The organism is Streptomyces wedmorensis, assembly GCF_000716445.1.
GTDB lineage: Bacteria > Actinomycetota > Actinomycetes > Streptomycetales > Streptomycetaceae > Streptomyces > Streptomyces wedmorensis.
In genome coordinates this window covers 1-16,235 of sequence record NZ_JNWK01000059.1, presented here as the reverse complement: position 1 = coordinate 16,235, position 16,235 = coordinate 1, and the positions used below count along the sequence as shown (strand labels likewise).

16 protein-coding genes and 2 pseudogenes are annotated in these 16,235 nt (G+C 72.3%); 10 read left to right on the top strand and 8 right to left on the bottom strand.

Annotated features, from left to right (window positions below; translation table 11 throughout):
• Positions 1-6: 6 nt before the first annotated feature.
• From OO54_RS33370 to OO54_RS33355, 4 genes are all read left to right on the top strand, one after another.
• Positions 7-1,473 (top strand): NCS2 family permease, encoded by a 1,467-nt coding sequence (locus OO54_RS33370; RefSeq protein WP_033209972.1) that lies wholly within the window; start codon positions 7-9, stop codon positions 1,471-1,473.
• Between the two features lie 43 nt (positions 1,474-1,516).
• On the top strand, positions 1,517-2,653 hold the full coding sequence (locus OO54_RS33365; protein ID WP_033209965.1) for an XdhC family protein: 1,137 nt from the start codon (positions 1,517-1,519) through the stop codon (positions 2,651-2,653).
• Positions 2,654-2,670: 17 nt separating this feature from the next.
• Entirely contained in the window at positions 2,671-3,090 is a 420-nt protein-coding gene (locus OO54_RS33360) for a PLL family lectin (protein WP_033209962.1), read from the top strand.
• 274 nt (positions 3,091-3,364) lie between these two features.
• Complete coding sequence (locus OO54_RS33355; protein ID WP_033209959.1) at positions 3,365-5,542, top strand: discoidin domain-containing protein; 2,178 nt, start codon at positions 3,365-3,367, stop codon at positions 5,540-5,542.
• 25 nt (positions 5,543-5,567) lie between these two features.
• Here the strand turns inward: OO54_RS33355 and OO54_RS33350 are convergent, their stop codons facing one another.
• The gene (locus tag OO54_RS33350) at positions 5,568-6,884 is read right to left on the bottom strand and encodes an ROK family transcriptional regulator (protein WP_033209956.1); all 1,317 of its coding nucleotides are present in this window, start codon (positions 6,882-6,884) and stop codon (positions 5,568-5,570) included.
• A gap of 99 nt (positions 6,885-6,983) precedes the next feature.
• Positions 6,984-7,589, bottom strand: coding sequence for a TetR/AcrR family transcriptional regulator (locus OO54_RS33345; protein ID WP_051787451.1), 606 nt, complete (start codon positions 7,587-7,589; stop codon positions 6,984-6,986).
• A 116-nt stretch (positions 7,590-7,705) separates the two neighbouring features.
• Between OO54_RS33345 and OO54_RS33340 the strand changes: the two are divergent.
• Positions 7,706-8,845: pseudogene (locus OO54_RS33340) on the top strand (acyl-CoA dehydrogenase family protein); the annotation flags it as partial.
• Here OO54_RS33340 and OO54_RS47730 read toward each other — a convergent pair.
• Positions 8,839-9,108, bottom strand: a pseudogene (locus OO54_RS47730) (heme-binding protein); the annotation flags it as partial. The pseudogenes OO54_RS33340 and OO54_RS47730 sit on opposite strands and share 7 nt — an antisense overlap.
• Before the next feature lie 151 nt (positions 9,109-9,259).
• On the bottom strand, positions 9,260-10,171 hold the full coding sequence (cynR, locus tag OO54_RS33335; protein WP_033209954.1) for a transcriptional regulator CynR: 912 nt from the start codon (positions 10,169-10,171) through the stop codon (positions 9,260-9,262).
• Positions 10,172-10,254: 83 nt separating this feature from the next.
• On the opposite strand from cynR, the gene OO54_RS33330 reads away from it, so the two are divergent.
• A complete protein-coding gene (locus OO54_RS33330; protein ID WP_033209952.1) occupies positions 10,255-10,854 on the top strand; it encodes a carbonic anhydrase in 600 nt (199 codons plus the stop codon).
• 52 nt (positions 10,855-10,906) lie between these two features.
• Positions 10,907-11,377, top strand: coding sequence for a cyanase (gene cynS / locus OO54_RS33325; protein WP_033209950.1), 471 nt, complete (start codon positions 10,907-10,909; stop codon positions 11,375-11,377).
• Between the two features lie 5 nt (positions 11,378-11,382).
• On the opposite strand, the gene OO54_RS33320 is transcribed toward cynS, so the two are convergent.
• Positions 11,383-11,994, bottom strand: coding sequence for a TetR/AcrR family transcriptional regulator (locus OO54_RS33320; RefSeq protein WP_033209949.1), 612 nt, complete (start codon positions 11,992-11,994; stop codon positions 11,383-11,385).
• A 190-nt stretch (positions 11,995-12,184) separates the two neighbouring features.
• Here OO54_RS33320 and OO54_RS33315 point away from each other — a divergent pair, with 190 nt between their 5' ends.
• The 3 genes from OO54_RS33315 (at position 12,185) to OO54_RS33305 (ending at position 14,247) form a co-directional block, all read left to right on the top strand.
• Positions 12,185-12,946 carry an SDR family NAD(P)-dependent oxidoreductase gene (locus tag OO54_RS33315; protein ID WP_017238291.1) on the top strand — a complete coding sequence of 254 codons (762 nt, stop codon included), beginning with the start codon at positions 12,185-12,187 and terminating at the stop codon, positions 12,944-12,946.
• 88 nt (positions 12,947-13,034) lie between these two features.
• Positions 13,035-13,742 (top strand): TetR family transcriptional regulator, encoded by a 708-nt coding sequence (locus OO54_RS33310; protein WP_017238292.1) that lies wholly within the window; start codon positions 13,035-13,037, stop codon positions 13,740-13,742.
• A gap of 118 nt (positions 13,743-13,860) precedes the next feature.
• Complete coding sequence (locus OO54_RS33305) at positions 13,861-14,247, top strand: zinc ribbon domain-containing protein (protein WP_017238293.1); 387 nt, start codon at positions 13,861-13,863, stop codon at positions 14,245-14,247.
• 79 nt (positions 14,248-14,326) lie between these two features.
• Here OO54_RS33305 and OO54_RS33300 read toward each other — a convergent pair whose 3' ends face one another.
• The 3 genes from OO54_RS33300 to OO54_RS44185 form a co-directional block, all read right to left on the bottom strand.
• A complete protein-coding gene (locus OO54_RS33300; RefSeq protein ID WP_033209946.1) occupies positions 14,327-15,283 on the bottom strand; it encodes an electron transfer flavoprotein subunit alpha/FixB family protein in 957 nt (318 codons plus the stop codon).
• A 39-nt stretch (positions 15,284-15,322) separates the two neighbouring features.
• Positions 15,323-16,108, bottom strand: a complete 786-nt coding sequence (locus tag OO54_RS33295; RefSeq protein ID WP_017238295.1) for an electron transfer flavoprotein subunit beta/FixA family protein — start codon at positions 16,106-16,108, stop codon at positions 15,323-15,325.
• A 28-nt stretch (positions 16,109-16,136) separates the two neighbouring features.
• A partial coding sequence (locus tag OO54_RS44185; RefSeq protein ID WP_155525297.1) for an acyl-CoA dehydrogenase family protein occupies positions 16,137-16,235 on the bottom strand: 99 nt, incomplete at its 5' end.

The following is a 16,235-nucleotide window of genomic DNA, read 5'->3' as shown; positions in this document are numbered from 1 at the left end:
GGCCCCATGACCCAGTCGTCTGTGGAGCCCAAGACCGCATCGGAGGACGCGGGCTCCGGCTCCGACGTCCCCGCCGGCCGTTCTTGGCTCGACCGGTACTTTCACATCTCGGAGAGAGGATCCACCGTCGCGACGGAGATCCGCGGCGGCGTCACCACCTTCATGGCGATGGCGTACATCCTCCTGCTCAACCCCCTGATCCTCGGCGGCAAGGATGTGGACGGCAACGTCCTCAGCCAGCCCGCCCTCATCACCGCGACCGCGCTCGCCGCCGCCGTGACCACCCTGCTGATGGGCTTCTGGGGCAAGGTCCCGCTCGCCCTCGCAGCCGGTCTCAGCGTCTCCGGCGTGCTGTCCTCCCAGGTCATCGCCGTCATGACCTGGCCGCAGGCCATGGCCATGTGTGTGGCCTACGGTGTGGTGATCTGTCTCCTGGTGGTCACCGGCCTCCGTGAGATGATCATGAATGCGATCCCGCTGGCGATCAAGCACGCGATCACCATAGGCATCGGCCTCTTCATCGCACTGATCGGCTTCGTCAAGGCGGGCTTCGTCCACGAGAACCCCTCTCCCGGTGGTGGCCCGGTCGTCCTCGGCCCGGCCGGTGAGCTGGCCGGCTGGCCGGTCCTCATCTTCGCCTTCACGCTGCTGCTGATCTTCGCGCTCCAGGCCCGCAACGTGCCCGGCGCCATCCTGATCGGCATCGTGGCGGGCACGGTCATCGCCGCCGTCGTGAACGCCGTCGGCGACCTGCCGGCCAAGGCCTGGTTCTCCGGCCCGCCGGAGCTCAACGGCAGCGCGGTCTCCACGCCGGACTTCTCGCTCATCGGCGAGGTGTCGTTCAGCGGCTGGGGCGACGTCGGCTACATCACGATCACCATGATCATCTTCACCCTGGTGCTCGCCGGCTTCTTCGACGCCATGGCCACGATCATCGGCGTCGGCTCCGAGGCCAAGCTCGCCGACTCCCAGGGCCGGATGCCCGGCCTCTCCAAGGCGCTGTTCATCGACGGCGCGGGCGGTGTCATCGGCGGCGGCGTCGGCGGCTCCGGCCAGACCGTCTTCGTCGAGTCCGCCACCGGCGTCGGCGAGGGCGCCCGCACGGGTCTGTCCTCCGTCGTCACCGGCGCGTTCTTCGCGGCCTGCCTCTTCTTCACCCCGATCACCGCGATCGTGCCGGCCGAGGTGGCCTCCGCGGCCCTGGTCGTCATCGGCGCGATGATGATGCAGAACGCCAAGCACGTCGACTGGAGCGACCGCTCCGTCGCGATCCCGGTGTTCCTCACCGTGGTCCTGATGCCGTTCACGTACACCATCACCACGGGTGTCGCGGCCGGCGTCATCTCCTACGCCGTCATCAAGACGGCGCAGGGCAAGGCACGCGAAGTGGGCGCCTTCATGTGGGGCCTGACCGCGATCTTCATCGTGTTCTTCGCGATCCATCCGATCGAGAGCTGGCTGGGCGTCAGCTGACGCCCGTACCGTCGCCCTCCACACACATATCGAGGAGTTCGAGATGCTGGACATCGCCGAAGAGCTGCACCGGTGGGTCGAGCAGGGACGCGCCTTCGCCGTCGCCACCGTGGTGGCCGTCGGCGGCAGCGCGCCCCGCCAGCCGGGTGCCGCCCTCGCCGTCGACAGCGAGGGCACGGCGATCGGCTCGGTCTCCGGCGGGTGTGTGGAGGGCGCGGTCTACGACCTGTGCGTCCAGGCCCTCGAAGACGGCAAGACCGTCGTCGAGCAGTTCGGATACAGCGACGAGGACGCCTTCGCGGTCGGTCTGACCTGCGGCGGCATCATCGACATCCTCGTCACCCCGGTCCGCGGCGGGGTCTTCCCCGCCGCGGTCGCGGCCGCCGCCACGGGGGAGGCGGCGGCCCTGGCCCGCATCGTCGACGGACCCGACGAACTGCACGGCACGGCCCTCCTGGTCCGCCCCGACGGCTCGTACGAGGGCAGGCTCGGCGGCCACCCGGAACTGGACCGCACCGCGGCGGGCGAGGCGCGCGCGATGCTCGACGCGGGCCGTACCGGCACCGTGGAGATCGGCGAGGACGGCAGCCGCTGCGGACAGCCGCTGACCCTGCTGGTGGAGTCCTCGGTCCCCGCCCCCCGCATGATCGTCTTCGGTGCCATCGACTTCGCCGCCGCCCTCGTCCGGGTCGGCAAGTTCCTCGGCTACCGCGTCACCGTCTGCGACGCGCGGCCCGTCTTCGCGACGCCGGCCCGCTTCCCCGAGGCCGACGAGATCGTCGTCGAATGGCCCCACCGCTACCTGGAGTCGACGGAGGTCGACGGCCGCACGGTCCTGTGCGTGCTCACCCACGACGCCAAGTTCGACGTGCCCCTCCTCCAGGCCGCCCTCAGGCTTCCCGTCGCGTACATCGGCGCGATGGGCTCCCGCCGCACCCACGAGGACCGCAACGAGCGGCTCCGCGAGGTCGGCGTCACCGAACTCGAACTCGCCCGGCTGCGCTCGCCGATAGGCCTCGACCTCGGTGCCCGTACGCCCGAGGAGACCGCCCTCTCGATCGGTGCCGAGATCGTCGCCAGCCGCCGGGGCGGCAGCGGCCGCTCCCTCACCGGCGCCCACACCCCGATCCACCACGACGGCCCCCGCGAGCCGGACGGCCGGATAGGCTCCGTCGCCTGAGACCCGTCCCTCGGACCGTGTCGGGCGGGCCCCGGCTCCGCAACGCCGAATGGTTCACCGTTCCCGGCGCGGCCGCCTTCGACCCGGGTGGCCAGGTCACGTCGGTGTCCCGTTCCGGGGACCATCTCGACCTGTTCGCCGTGGGCAACGACCGGCGTGTGTGGACGCACTTCTGGAGCGCCCGGGCGGGCTGGGCGGCCGACTGGTTCCCGGTGCCCGGACAGGCCGTCTTCGACCCGGCCCAGCGGGTGGCGGCCGTGTCCCGCCGCTCCGATCAGCTCGACCTCTTCGTCCTGGGGCACGACCACCACGTCTGGTCCACCTTCTGGCACCACGACACGGTCAGGTCGGGTCTCGCCGGCGAGCCGTTCACCCCGATCCCCCGCACCCTCCAGGTCGACGACCCGGGGCACTTCGCCCGCCACCCCCCTCCGTGAACAGCCCGCTCACCCTGCGGGTCGAGCAGTGCGGCGGGGTGTACGAGATCGTCTACGACTGGCACCTCGCCTGAGGGCCGGTGGTCCGCGCCCCGGGGCCGTCGACCCGGCTCCGGGGCGTTCCGTGGGGGAGGGCTCCTCTTTCGATGCTTAATGCAACTCAAAAGAAAAGTGGTGTCCTATGCCTTGACCCCGATCCGGCCAGCCATGAGCATCTGTGGCGGAGCGCGCGCACTCCCGTCCAACCTCCCCTCTCCCGTCAGGAGTTCGAGCCATGCCCGCAGTCGGCATCCGTCTCGCGCCACCCCCACGCCCCAGGCACCGCACCACCGCAGCCGCACTCGTCACGGCGCTCCTCGCCGGCCTGCTCGCGCTCGTCGCCGCACCCCCCGCCGCGGCGGCGCCCGTCCTGCTCTCGCAGGGCAAGCCGGCCACGGCCTCCAGCCAGGAGAACGGCGGCACCCCGGCCACCGCCGCCGTCGACGGCGACCCCGGCACCCGCTGGTCCAGCGCCTTCGCCGACCCGCAGTGGATCCAGGTCGACCTCGGATCCCCGGCCGCGCTCAGCAGGGTCGACCTGCGCTGGGAGACCGCGTACGGCAAGGCCTACCGCATCGAGCTCTCCACCGACGGCACCACCTGGACGAGCGCCTACAGCACCGCCGCCGGCCCCGGCGGCAACGAGTCCCTCCCCGTCACCGGCACCGCCCGCTACGTCCGGGTGTACGGCACCACCCGCGCCACCGGATACGGCTACTCGCTCTGGGAGTTCCAGGTGTACGGCTCCGCCGACGGCGGCCCGGTCCTGCCCGGCGGCGGCGACCTCGGCCCGAACGTGCACGTCTTCGACCCGTCCACGCCCGGCATCCAGGCCAAGCTGGACGAGGTCTTCACCCAGCAGGAGTCGGCCCAGTTCGGCAACGGACGGCACGCCTTCCTCTTCAAGCCGGGCACGTACAACGGCCTCAACGCCCAGATCGGCTTCTACACCCAGATCGCCGGCCTCGGGCTGCGCCCCGACGACACCACGATCAACGGCGACGTGACCGTCGACGCCGGCTGGTTCAACGGCAACGCCACCCAGAACTTCTGGCGCGCCGCCGAGAACCTCGCCCTCAACCCCGTCAGCGGCACCGACCGATGGGCCGTCTCACAGGCCTCCTCGTTCCGCCGCATGCACGTGAGGGGCGGTCTCAACCTCGCCCCCGACGGCTACGGCTGGGCCAGCGGCGGCTACATCGCCGACTCGAAGATCGACGGCCAGGTCGGAAACTACTCGCAGCAGCAGTGGTACACCCGCGACAGCGCCATCGGCGGCTGGTCCAACAGCGTGTGGAACCAGGTCTTCTCCGGCGTCGAGGGCGCCCCGGCGCAGAGCTTCCCCGAGCCCCGCTACACCACGCTCGACACCACCCCCGTCTCCCGGGAGAAGCCCTTCCTGTACTGGGAAGGCGGCCAGTACAAGGTCTTCGCCCCGGCCAAGCGGGTCAACGCCCGCGGAACCAGCTGGGGTTCGGGCACCCCGCAGGGACAGTCCATCCCGCTGAGCGGCTTCTACGTGGTCAAGCCCGGCACCACCGCCGCCACCATGAACGCCGCCCTCCGCCAGGGCCTCCACCTGCTGTTCACCCCCGGCGTCTACCACGTCGACCAGCCCCTCCAGGTCGACCGCCCCGGCACGATCGTCCTCGGCCTCGGCCTCGCCACGATCATCCCCGACAACGGCGTGACGGCGATGAAGGTCGCCGACGTCGACGGCGTCCGGCTCGCGGGCTTCCTCATCGACGCGGGACCGGTCAACTCCCCGGTCCTGCTGGAGATCGGCGCGCAGAACTCCGCCGCCGACCACGCCGCCGATCCCACCACCGTCCAGGACGTGTACCTCCGCGTCGGCGGAGCGGGCGCCGGCAAGGCCACCGTCGCCATGGCGGTCCACAGCGACGACACCATCGTCGACCACACCTGGGTCTGGCGCGCCGACCACGGCGAGGGCGTCGGCTGGGAGACCAACCGCGCCGACTACGGCGTCCGCGTGTACGGCGACGACGTCCTGGCCACCGGCCTGTTCGTCGAGCACTTCAACAAGTACGACGTCGAGTGGTTCGGCGACCGCGGCCGCACGATCTTCTTCCAGAACGAGAAGGCCTACGACGCGCCGAACCAGGCGGCCGTCCAGGACGGACCGCACAAGGGATACGCCGCCTACCGCGTCGACGACTCCGTCACCACCCACGAGGGCTGGGGACTCGGCAGCTACTGCTACTACAACGTCGACCCGACGATCCGTCAGGACCACGGCTTCCGCGCCCCGGTGAAGCCCGGCGTCAGGTTCCACGACCTGCTCGTCGTGTCCCTCGGCGGCAACGGACAGTACGAGCACGTCATCAACGACGTGGGCGCCCCGACCTCGGGCACCTCCACCGTGCCGTCCACGGTGGTCTCGTACCCCTGATCCGACAGGGCCGGGCGGCGTGCGCTCAGCGCGCCGCCCGGTCCCGTACCGTCGACGCCCACGCCGGCTGCTCCCCGGCGGCCTCGCCCCCGGCCTCGGTCCGCCGGCCGCCGAGGGAGAAGAAGTCGGCGAGCGGCAGGATCGCCGCGCCGACCGTGACCGCGTCGGGCCCCAGCCTTCCCATGCCGATGGCGACCCGGGCCGCCGGGTACGCGAGGGCGTACTCCGCCACGTACCCCTTGACCGTCTCCAGGAAGCGGGCGCCGAGCTGGAGTCCGGCCCAGCCGCCCACGAGGATCCGCTCGGGCTGGAAGAGGTTCACGAGGTCGGCGAAGCCGGCGCCCAGGTACTCGGCGGTCTCCTCCAGGACGGCCAGCGCGGCGGCGTCCGGTTCCGTCCCCGGATCGGCGGGATACGCGGCGGCGAGCATCGAGGTCAGGGCCGTCTCCTCGTCCGCGCCGGCCGGCGGCTTCCCGCCCGCCTCGCGCCACCGTTCGAGCAGGGCCTCCGCGCCCGCGTACGCCTCCAGGCAGCCCAGGGCGCCGCAGCGGCAGCGGCGCCCGCGGACCCGCACCTTCAGATGGCCCCATTCGAGCGCCCGGCCGGGACCCATCGGGTCCGTCACGACGCAGGCGCCGACCCCCGAGCCGAAGAGCACGACCACCGCGCTGCTCGCGCCCCGCCCGGCGCCGAACCACATCTCGGCCTGGCCGAGGGTCTTGGCACCGTTGTCGATCCGGTACGGCACCGAGGCCGGCAGGTCGACGGCCTCCCGCAGGAGCCGCTCCAGCGGGACGGCGTCCCAGCCGGTGGTCTGGCCGTGCACGACCGCGCCGTCCTCGGGGGTCGAGGCCACGATCCCGGGCACGCCGACCCCGACGCCGAGCAGCCGCTCGGCCGGCACCTCCGCGGACCGCAGCACCTCGGCGATGCCCTCGCGGATGTGGTCCACCACCACCCCGACCTCGTACCGGTCGTGCGGATGGGTGCTGTCCACCGCCAACGGGCGCTCGGCGCGGGCGAGTTCGGTGAGGGTGAGGTCGAAGAGCTCGATCCTGACCCGGGTCTCGCCGACGTCGACGCCGATCATGCAGCCGCTGCCCGGGGTGACCCGGAGCAGGATGCGGGGGCGTCCGCCGGCCGAGTCGACGCTGCCCGCCTCCTCGACCAGTCCCTCGGCGACGAGTTCCGCGACCACGTTGCTGACCGAGCCCGAGCTCAGTCCGGTCGCGGGTCCCAGTTCGAAACGGCTCATCGGCCCGTCGAAGTACAGGCTCTGGAGGACGGCGGTGCGGTTCTCGCGTCGCAGGTCACGCACGGTGCGGCCGTTCCGCATGGTCACTGGGCCCCCTGGTGAAGTAGTCCTCACCTCAAACGTACCGCCTGGGGTGGGACCCCAAGGAGACACCCGGGCGGTGCGCGACCCGGCTCCGCGCCGGGCTCAGGCCTTGCGGAGGCCGCTGAGGAGCAGCTCGGCCAGTTGCTCGTACGCCTCCGCGTCGGCGAGGCCGGTGGCCGCGGCCACCTGACGCCGCTGGATGCGGACCATCACGGAGGAGATGACGTCGGCCGCGAAGGTGACGTGCACCTCACGGAAGACCCCGGCCCGCACGCCCTCCTCGATGAGCTGCTGGACCCGGCCCGCCGCCGCGCGGGTGTTGCGCTCGTACACCTCGGCCGCCGGCTCGAAGGCGGCCACGTCGTCGAAGAACTGCGGGGAGACCGGCGCGAGCTCGGCCGACACCGCCCGCAGGTAGGCGGCGAGCCGCTCGGCGGGATCGGACGCCGCGGCGAGGACCGCCTCGACGCGGGCCGTGGCGCGCCGGAAGAAGTGCACGACCGCCGCCCGGACCAGCTGCTCCTTGCTGTCCGCGAGGCCGTACAGGGTCCGCTTCGAGCAGCGCAGGCGCGCGGCCAGGTCGTCGAGCGTCAGCCGGGCGAAACCCTCGCCGACGAGGAGGGCGACGAGGTCCTCGAAGAGGGCGGAGCGGCGCGCCGCTCCCCGGCCCGTGAGTTTCGGGGCGTCGGCGGCGGAGGTCTCGATCACCCGGCCAGTATTCCAGGCCGGCCCTCCTGGGAGTTACGGCGGCACCCTTCTGCGCTACTCTCAACGGTACTGCAGTACCTTCCCCAGTACCACTTTGCGCGCCGCTGGAGTCGCACATGGATGTCGACCGTCTGCTTCCCACCCCCGAGGCAGCGGACCTCATCGCCCTCACCCGGGAGATCGCCGACAAGGAGCTCTCTCCGCGGGTGAACGAGCACGAGGCCGCCGAGACCTATCCCGAAGGTCTCTTCACCACCCTCGGCCAGGCCGGGCTGCTCGGCCTCGCCTACCCCGAGGAGTACGGCGGCGGCGGCCAGCCCTACGAGGTCTACCTCCAGGTCCTCGAGGAACTCGCCGCGCGCTGGGCGGCCGTCGCCGTCGCCACCAGCGTCCACACGCTGGCCTGCCACCCCCTGTACACCTTCGGCACCGCGGAGCAGAAGGAGCGCTGGCTCCCCGCCATGCTGGAAGGCCGCACCATCGGCGGCTACAGCCTCTCCGAGCCGCAGGCGGGCTCCGACGCCGCCGCGCTCAGCTGCAAGGCCGAGCGGCAGGACGACGGCAGCGGCTACCGGATCACCGGCACCAAGGCCTGGATCACGCACGGCGGCAAGGCCGCCTTCTACGCCCTCTTCGCCCGCACCGCCCCCGGCAGCCACGGCATCTCCTGCTTCCTCGCCCCCGGCGACGCCGAGGGCCTGAGCTTCGGCGCGCCCGAGCGCAAGATGGGCCTCCAGGCCGTCCCCACCACCTCCGCCTACTGGGACGGCGCCCTCCTCGACGCCGACCGGCTCATAGGGGACGAGGGCCAGGGCCTCCAGATCGCCTTCAGCGCCCTGGACAGCGGCCGCCTCGGCATCGCCGCCTGCGCCACCGGCCTCGCCCAGGCCGCCCTCGACGCGGCCGTCGACTACGCCAACGAGCGGACCACCTTCGGCCGCAGGATCGTCGACCACCAGGGCCTCGGCTTCCTCCTCGCCGACATGGCCGCCGCCGTCGACGCGGCCCGCGCCACCTACCTGGACGCGGCCCGCCGCCGCGACCTCGGCCGCCCCTTCAGCCGCCAGGCCAGCGCCGCCAAGCTCATCGCCACCGACACCGCGATGAAGGTCACCACGGACGCCGTCCAGGTCCTCGGCGGCTACGGCTACACCCGCGAGTTCCCCGTCGAGCGCTACATGCGCGAGGCCAAGATCATGCAGATCTTCGAGGGCACCAACCAGATCCAGCGCCTCGTCATCAGCCGCGGCCTGTCGACGACGGCGACGGAGACGCGCTGGTTCTCCTTCTCCGCGGCGTCCAGGGTGGCCTGCGCGGCCTTCGTCGCGGCCTCGATCGTCAGGTGCGTCGACCGCGTGGTGTTCTTGTTCTTGGCGTCGGCCTTGGCGACGGCGGCGACCGGGGCGGCCGCCGTGTCCTCGCCGGTGGCGCTCGCGGAGTAGGCACCGAAGCCGCCGAGGGCGAGAGCGGCGACGATCGCGCCACCGGTCACGACACGGGTGCGCGAGGTCTTCTTCACGTGCTTCATGGGGTCTGCTCCAGTGGACTCGGGTGATCGCGCGGGCCGCCGGGAGGCCGTGGCCCGCTCCGTCTCCCATCCTGGTGGCCGTTCCCTCACCGTCCGTCGTCGTCCCGGCTGCGTCCGGCGCCCGCAACGGTGGACCCCCGGGTCATCCGATCGGCTGACCCCCGGCCTCCTCGACGCCCCACCGCGCGGCCAGTTCGGCGAAGGCGCCGGCGGCCGCGCTCCGGTAGCCGGCCGCGCGCCGGAGGAGGACGACACCGCGGGCCGGCAGGGCGGGGGAGAGCGGGACGGGGCTGAGGCCGGGCTGGTCCCGGGTGACCGCGTCCGGCAGGACGGTGGCGAGGGCGGTGCGGCGGACGACCTCCGTCAGCGCGCTGACGGAATCGGTCTCCACCGCGATCCGGGGCCGGACGCGGTGCTCGGAGACGTACGCGTCGATGTGCAGCCGGGTGGCGAAGTCCCGGCTGAGCAAAGCGAGGTGATGCTCGGTCAACTCCGTGACCGGGACCGGATCGGTGCGGCCCGCGAGGGGATGCCCGGGGCCCACCACGAGCCCGAGGGTCTCGGTGAACAGCCCGGTCGCCTCGATGCCCGGGAGGTGGGCGCCCTGGAAGGCGACGCCGAGATCGAGGCGGTCGGCGAGGAGTTCGGCCTCGATGCGGTCCTGGGGCAGCTCCCGCACCTCCACGCCGATGCCCGGATGGCGGATGTGGAAACCGGCGACCAGCGGGCCGGTGAGATAGGCCGTGAAGGTGGGGGTGACGGCCAGGCGCAGGTGACCGCGGGAGAGGTCGTGCACGTCGAGCACCGCCCGCTCGCCCGCCGCCAGCTCCCGCAGGGCCCGCCGGGCATAGCGGGCGTACGCCTCCCCGGCGTCCGTGAGCCGCACCGCACGGCCGCCGCGGTCCAGGAGCCGTGTCCCCAGCGCCTTCTCCAGCTGCCGGATCTGCTGCGACAGCGTGGGCTGGGCGATGCGGAGCTCCTCGGCGGCCCGCGTGAAGTTCGCGTGCTCGGCGACGGCGAGCAGATAGCGGAGATGGCGGAGTTCCGGCTGCATGACACCGACTATAGATCGCATCTATAGCTGAGATCGACAGCAGGTCTTGGACGCTATAGCCACTGGTCGTGCAGGGTGAGGACATGCCTCATCTCGCCGAGGGAATCGCCCGCTTCCAGCGGGAGGTCTTCCCTGCCAAGGCCGGGCTCTTCGCCCGCCTGGCCACCGCCCACCGCCCCGGAACGCTCTTCATCGGCTGCTCGGACGCCCGCGTCGTACCCGAACTGATCACACAGACCGACCCGGGCGAGCTCTTCGTCGTCCGCACCGCCGGCAACCTCGTCCCCGCCCACACCCCGGGCACCGACGGGGTGACCGCCGCCGTCGAGTACGCCGTCGCCGTCCTCGGCGTCCGGGACGTCATCGTCTGCGGACACTCCGCCTGCGGCGCCATGACCGCGCTCGCCGAGGGCCACGACCTGACCGGCGCACCCGCCGTCGCCGCCTGGCTGCGCCACGCCGACGCGTCGCTGGCCCGTACCGCCGCGGCCGGACGGCGGGGAGACGTGGCCGCCCTCGTCCGGGAGAACGTCACCGCCCAACTGGCCAACCTCGCCACCCACCCCTCGGTGGCCCGCGCCCTGGCCGAAGGGGCCGTACGGCTGCACGGCTGGGTCTTCGACATCGCCGACGGCACCGTCGAGGAGCTCCCCACCGCGGCGCGGTCCTCGTTCGCCGCCTGACCACCCGACACCCCGCACACACCGAAGCCCGAGAAGGAAGGACGTACCACTCATGGTGCACGCCCAGTTCGACCCCACCGCCCGCCAGGCCCTCGCCGTCGCCGCCGTCGACGCCAAGGACCGCAAGGACCTGACCTGGCAGGAGATCGCGGACGCCGCCGGTCTCTCCGTCGCCTTCACCACCGCCGCCGTACTCGGCCAGCACGCCCTGCCGGCGCCCGCCGCGAAGGCCGTCGCCGGACTCCTCGGCCTGGACGAGGACGCGGAGCGGCTGCTGCGCACGATCCCCACCCGCGGCTCCCTCGACGGCGCCGTCCCCACCGACCCCACGATCTACCGGTTCCACGAGATGCTCCAGGTCTACGGCACCACGCTCAAGGCCCTGGTCCACGAGCAGTTCGGGGACGGCATCATCTCCGCGATCAACTTCAGGCTCGACGTGAAGAAGGTTGCCGACCCCGAGGGCGGCGAGCGCGCGGTCATCACGCTCGACGGCAAGTACCTGCCGACCAGGCCCTTCTGACGGGCTCAGCCGGCCGCGGCGGCCGCCTCCGCACCGAGCAGGGCGAGCGAGTCCGCCCACAGGACGTCGAGGCGGCCCGGGTCGTCGTACAGCTTGGCGAAGAGGACCCGGCCCTCCAGCTGGGCGACCAGGGCGCGCGCGGCGGCCCCGGCGTCGGCGACCGTGACCTCGCCGCGGTCGCGGGCCTCGGCGACGGTCCCCTCCACCAGGGAGACCTGCTCGTCGAAGACCTCCCGCAGCCGCGCGCGGACGCTCTCCGTCCGGGTGCTCATCTCCAGGGCCAGGTTCCCGAGCAGGCAGCCGGTGACCACGCCGCAGCTCTCCCGGTCGGCGCGCAGCCCGTCCCCGGTGGACTCGTACAGCCGCCGCAGCCGGGCGAGCGGCGGGACGTCCGGGGCCAGCGCGCGGTCCCACTCGGCGCGCCGAGCGGTCCAGTGCTCGTCCACGACGGCGAGCGCCAGCTCCTCCTTGGAGGCGAAGAAGTAGTAGAAGCTCCCCTTCGGGACGCCGGCCGCCGCACAGATCTCGGCCACGCCCAGGGCCGCGTAGCCGCGGGACAGCATCAGCGTCTCCGCGGCGCTCAGGATGCGCTCCCGCGCGTCACTCGTTCGCCCCATGGCCCGAGTCTACGACCGGTCGACTACTTCCTCGCCGAGCGCTCGGCCTCCGCTTCCGGGGGCGCGGCCCACGGTTCTATGGTGGGCGGCGCAGATCGCGCGGACCGCGCGGTCCTCCGCGGGCAAGCGCCCGATCCGGCGGCCATCCCGGCGGCAGGGTCGCACCCGCACGACACGAACGAGGAGTTCCATGGACATCGCCGGCTCCGCCGCTCTCGTCACCGGTGCCGCTTCCGGTCTCGGGGCCGCCACCGCCGCCGCGCTCGCCGCCCGCGGCGCCACCGTCTACGGCCTGGACCTCGGCAAGGCCGTGGCCGCCGCGGGGCAGCTGCCGGAGGGCGTCCGGCTGCTCGCCGCCGACGTCACCGACGAGGAGCAGGTGCGCGAGGCCCTGGCCGCGATCGACGCCGACGGCGCCGAGCTGCGGCTCGCCGTGAACTGCGCCGGCATCGCCCCCTCCGCCCGCATCCTGGGCCGCAAGGGCCCGCACGACCTCGACCTGTTCCGTACGGTGCTCGAGGTCAACCTGCTCGGCACGTTCAACGTGATGCGGCTCGCCGCCGAGGCCATCGCCCGCCACGAGCCCGACGAGCACGGGCAGCGCGGTCTCGTCGTGAACACGGCCTCGATCGCCGCGTTCGAGGGCCAGGTCGGCCAGATCGCGTACGCGGCCTCCAAGGCCGGCGTCGCCGGGATGACCGTCACCGCCGCCCGCGACCTCGCGCAGTTCGGCATCCGGGTCGTCACCGTCGCCCCCGGCATCGTCGACACCCCGATGATGGCCGGATTCGGCGAGGACGTCAGGGCCGGGCTCGCCGCGAGCGTGACCTTCCCGCAGCGCCTCGCCCGCCCGGAGGAGTACGCCCGGCTGGTCACGATGATCGCCGAGCACGACTACCTCAACGGCGAGACGATCCGGATGGACGGTGCCCTGCGCATGGCCCCCCGCTGAACCTCCGTACCCTCGTAAGAGCACTCGGTGCCGGATTCGTCCGGCACCAAGTGCCGCGGGGGGCCGTTTCGGGTGTTAGGTTCGGGCCATGGGAACTGCGTCGACGAACTCCACGAAGCCCGCGATGCGGGACTCCCTCATCGCCGCCGCCTTTCAGCTCTTCCTGGAGCGGGGCTACGAGCAGACCACCGTCGACGACATCGTCACGCTCGCGGGGGTCGGCCGGCGGTCCTTCTTCCGGTACTTCCCGTCGAAGGAGGACGTGGTCTTCCCCGACCACGAGCAGTGCCTCGCCGACATGACCCGGTTCCTCGCGGCGAGCGCCGACTCCGACGACCCCGTCGTGCGGGTCTGCGACGCCGCCCGGCTCGTCATGCGGATGTACTCGGAGAACCCGACCTTCTCCGTGCAGCGCTACCGGCTCACCCGAGAGGTGGCCGGACTGCGCACCTACGAACTCTCGGTCGTCTGGCGGTACGAGAAGACCCTCGGCGACTACCTCCGCACCCGCTGGGCCGACCGCAGGGACGGCACCCTGCGGGCCAACGTCGTCGCGGCGGCCGTCGTCGCCGCCCACAACCACGCCCTGCGCCACTGGCTCCGCTCGGGCGGGGAGGGCGACCCGCAGGCGGAGGTCGACCGGGCCCTGGAGTTCGTGCGCGCCACCTGGAGCCCGGACGCGGCGTCGGAGGCGCCGGCCGAGGAGACCGAGGACGTCGTCGTGGTGATCACCAAGCGGTCCACCCCGATGTGGCGCGTGGTGCGCGAGGTCGAGTCGAGCCTCGGCGAGGGCTGAGGGCCGCCGGGGATCTCAGTATCCAGGATTGAGGGAACTCAGGTCTTTATTTGATGGCACTCAGTGCCATATCTTTGCCTTGCCACGGTCGAGCCGCCGAGTGCAAGGAGAAGGCATCGTGTTCCACACGGGACTGAGGAGCGGGACCGCCGTCCAGGACGACGAGTCGACCCCGGACTCCGAGCTCTATTTCCAGCGCTGCCGCTGGTGCCACAGCACGACGTTCCAGCGCCTGCTCTGTCCGACCTGCGGGTCGACCGACCTCGCGCCCGAACTCAGCGACGGCGAGGGCGTGATATCCGTACGCCGCGGGGTCGCCGCGGCCGACGCGGACCTCTGGCCGGTGCACATGACGGAGGGCTTCGTGGTCCGCTGCCGGGTCGACGGGCCGCTCCACGCGGTGCGCCCCGGGGTGCGGGTCAAGCTCTCCTCCGGCGTCGGGGAGACCGGGCGCAGGCCGGTGGTCCGGCTCTGCGACGAGGTCGCGCTCGACGGCTGGTTCTGACGACCGTCAGCGACGACGAAGGGGCGGTGGGTGGCACAGAGTGCCACCCACCGCCCCTTTCGTGTGCGGGACCGGACGGTCAGCGGGCGCCGATCTCGTCCGTCAGCTGCGGCAGCACCTCGAAGAGGTCGCCGACCACGCCGTAGTCCACCAGGTCGAAGATCGGGGCCTCGGGGTCCTTGTTGACCGCGACGATCGTCTTCGACGTCTGCATGCCGGCCCGGTGCTGGATCGCGCCGGAGATGCCCGCCGCGACGTACAGCTGCGGCGAGACCTGCTTGCCCGTCTGGCCGACCTGGTTGGAGTGCGGGTACCAGCCGGCGTCCACGGCGGCGCGGGAGGCGCCGACGGCCGCGCCGAGCGAGTCGGCCAGCTTCTCGACGACCGCGAAGCCCTCGGCGGCGCCGACACCGCGGCCGCCGGAGACCACGATCGCGGACTCGGTCAGCTCGGGGCGGCCGGTGGCGACGCGCGGGGTGCGCGAGACGACCTTCGCGGCGTTGCCGGTGAAGGCGACGGTCACGTTCTCGACCGTGCCGGCGGCCGGGGCGGCCTCCGGGGCGGCGGAGTTCGGCTTGACCGTGATGACCGGGACGCCGTGCGAGACCGTCGACTTCACCTGGTACGAGGCGGCGAAGACGGACTGGGTGGCGACCGGGCCGTTCTCGCCGGCCTCCAGCTCCACGGCGTCGGTGATCAGGCCGGAGCCGAGGCGGAGCGCGACGCGGGCCGCGATCTCCTTGCCCTCGCCGGAGGAGGTCACCAGGACGGCGGCCACCTCCTTCTCCTTGGCGAGCTGGGTGAGCGCGTCGACCTTCGGCACGACGAGCTGCTCGGTGAACTCGGCGCCGTCCGCGACGTACACGGTGGCCGCGCCGTACTCGCCGGCCGTGGCGGCGATCGAGGCGGCGGCCTCGCCGGCGCCGAGGACGACCGCCGTGGGCTCGCCGATGCGGCGGGCCAGGGTGAGCAGTTCGAGGGCCGGCTTGCGGACCGCACCGTCGGCGTGGTCCACGAGAACCAGGATCTCAGCCATGATTCGTAGCTCCTGTGTGGGTGGTTGACCGACGGCGGGTCAGATGAACTTCTGGGTGGCGAGGAAGGCGGCGAGCTGCTTGCCGCCGTCGCCCTCGTCGGTGACGATCGTGCCCTGCGTACGGGCCGGACGCGCGGCGACGGCGTCGACCAGGGTCCAGGACCCGCCGAGACCCACCTCGTCCGCGTCGATGTCCAGGTCGTCGAGGTCCAGCTCGGCGACCGGCTTCTTCTTGGCGGCCATGATCCCCTTGAAGGAGGGGTAACGGGCCTCGCCGGACTGGTCGGTGACCGACACGACGGCGGGCAGCGGGGCCTCCAGGAGCTCCGTGGCGGCGTCGCCGTCGCGGCGGCCCTTCACGAGGCCGTCCTCGACGGAGAGCTCGGAGAGCAGGGTGACCTGCGGCAGGCTCAGGCGCTCGGCGAGCAGCGCGGGGAGCACGCCCATCGTGCCGTCGGTCGAGGCCATGCCGCAGACGACCAGGTCGAAGCCGGTCTTCTCCAGGGCCTTGGCCAGGATCGCGGAGGTGGCGATGACGTCGGAGCCGTGGATGTCCTCGTCGTTGACGTGGACGGCCTTGTCGGCACCCATGGAGAGCGCCTTGCGCAGCGCGTCCTTGGCGTCGTCGGGGCCCACGGTCACGACGGTGACCTCGGCGTCGTCGGACTCCTCCGAGATGCGCAGGGCCTGCTCGACGGCGTACTCGTCCAGCTCCGACAGCAGCCCGTCGACGGCCTCGCGGTCGGTCGTCAGGTCGTCGGCGAAACCGCGGTCGCCGGTCGCGTCGGGGACGTACTTCACACAGACAGCGATCTTCAGGGTCACGGCCTGTCTCCTTTCGAGAGGCGGGGGGTTACGGGAGGTTGCGGGCCATCACGATGCGCTGAACCTGGTTGGTTCCCTCGTAGATCTGGGTGATCTTGGCGTCGCGCATCATGCGCTCCACGGGGTA

What these genes read in the sequence shown, in the direction of transcription:
- OO54_RS33370 (WP_033209972.1), top strand. Translation starts at nt 7, where the DNA reads ATGACCCAGTCGTCTGTGGAGCCCAAGACCGCATCGGAGGACGCGGGC.
- OO54_RS33365 (WP_033209965.1), top strand. Translation starts at nt 1,517, where the DNA reads ATGCTGGACATCGCCGAAGAGCTGCACCGGTGGGTCGAGCAGGGACGC.
- OO54_RS33355 (WP_033209959.1), top strand. Translation starts at nt 3,365, where the DNA reads ATGCCCGCAGTCGGCATCCGTCTCGCGCCACCCCCACGCCCCAGGCAC.
- cynR (WP_033209954.1), bottom strand. Translation starts at nt 10,171, where the DNA reads ATGCAGCCGGAACTCCGCCATCTCCGCTATCTGCTCGCCGTCGCCGAG.
- OO54_RS33330 (WP_033209952.1), top strand. Translation starts at nt 10,255, where the DNA reads ATGCCTCATCTCGCCGAGGGAATCGCCCGCTTCCAGCGGGAGGTCTTC.
- cynS (WP_033209950.1), top strand. Translation starts at nt 10,907, where the DNA reads ATGGTGCACGCCCAGTTCGACCCCACCGCCCGCCAGGCCCTCGCCGTC.
- OO54_RS33320 (WP_033209949.1), bottom strand. Translation starts at nt 11,994, where the DNA reads ATGGGGCGAACGAGTGACGCGCGGGAGCGCATCCTGAGCGCCGCGGAG.
- OO54_RS33315 (WP_017238291.1), top strand. Translation starts at nt 12,185, where the DNA reads ATGGACATCGCCGGCTCCGCCGCTCTCGTCACCGGTGCCGCTTCCGGT.
- OO54_RS33310 (WP_017238292.1), top strand. Translation starts at nt 13,035, where the DNA reads ATGGGAACTGCGTCGACGAACTCCACGAAGCCCGCGATGCGGGACTCC.
- OO54_RS33300 (WP_033209946.1), bottom strand. Translation starts at nt 15,283, where the DNA reads ATGGCTGAGATCCTGGTTCTCGTGGACCACGCCGACGGTGCGGTCCGC.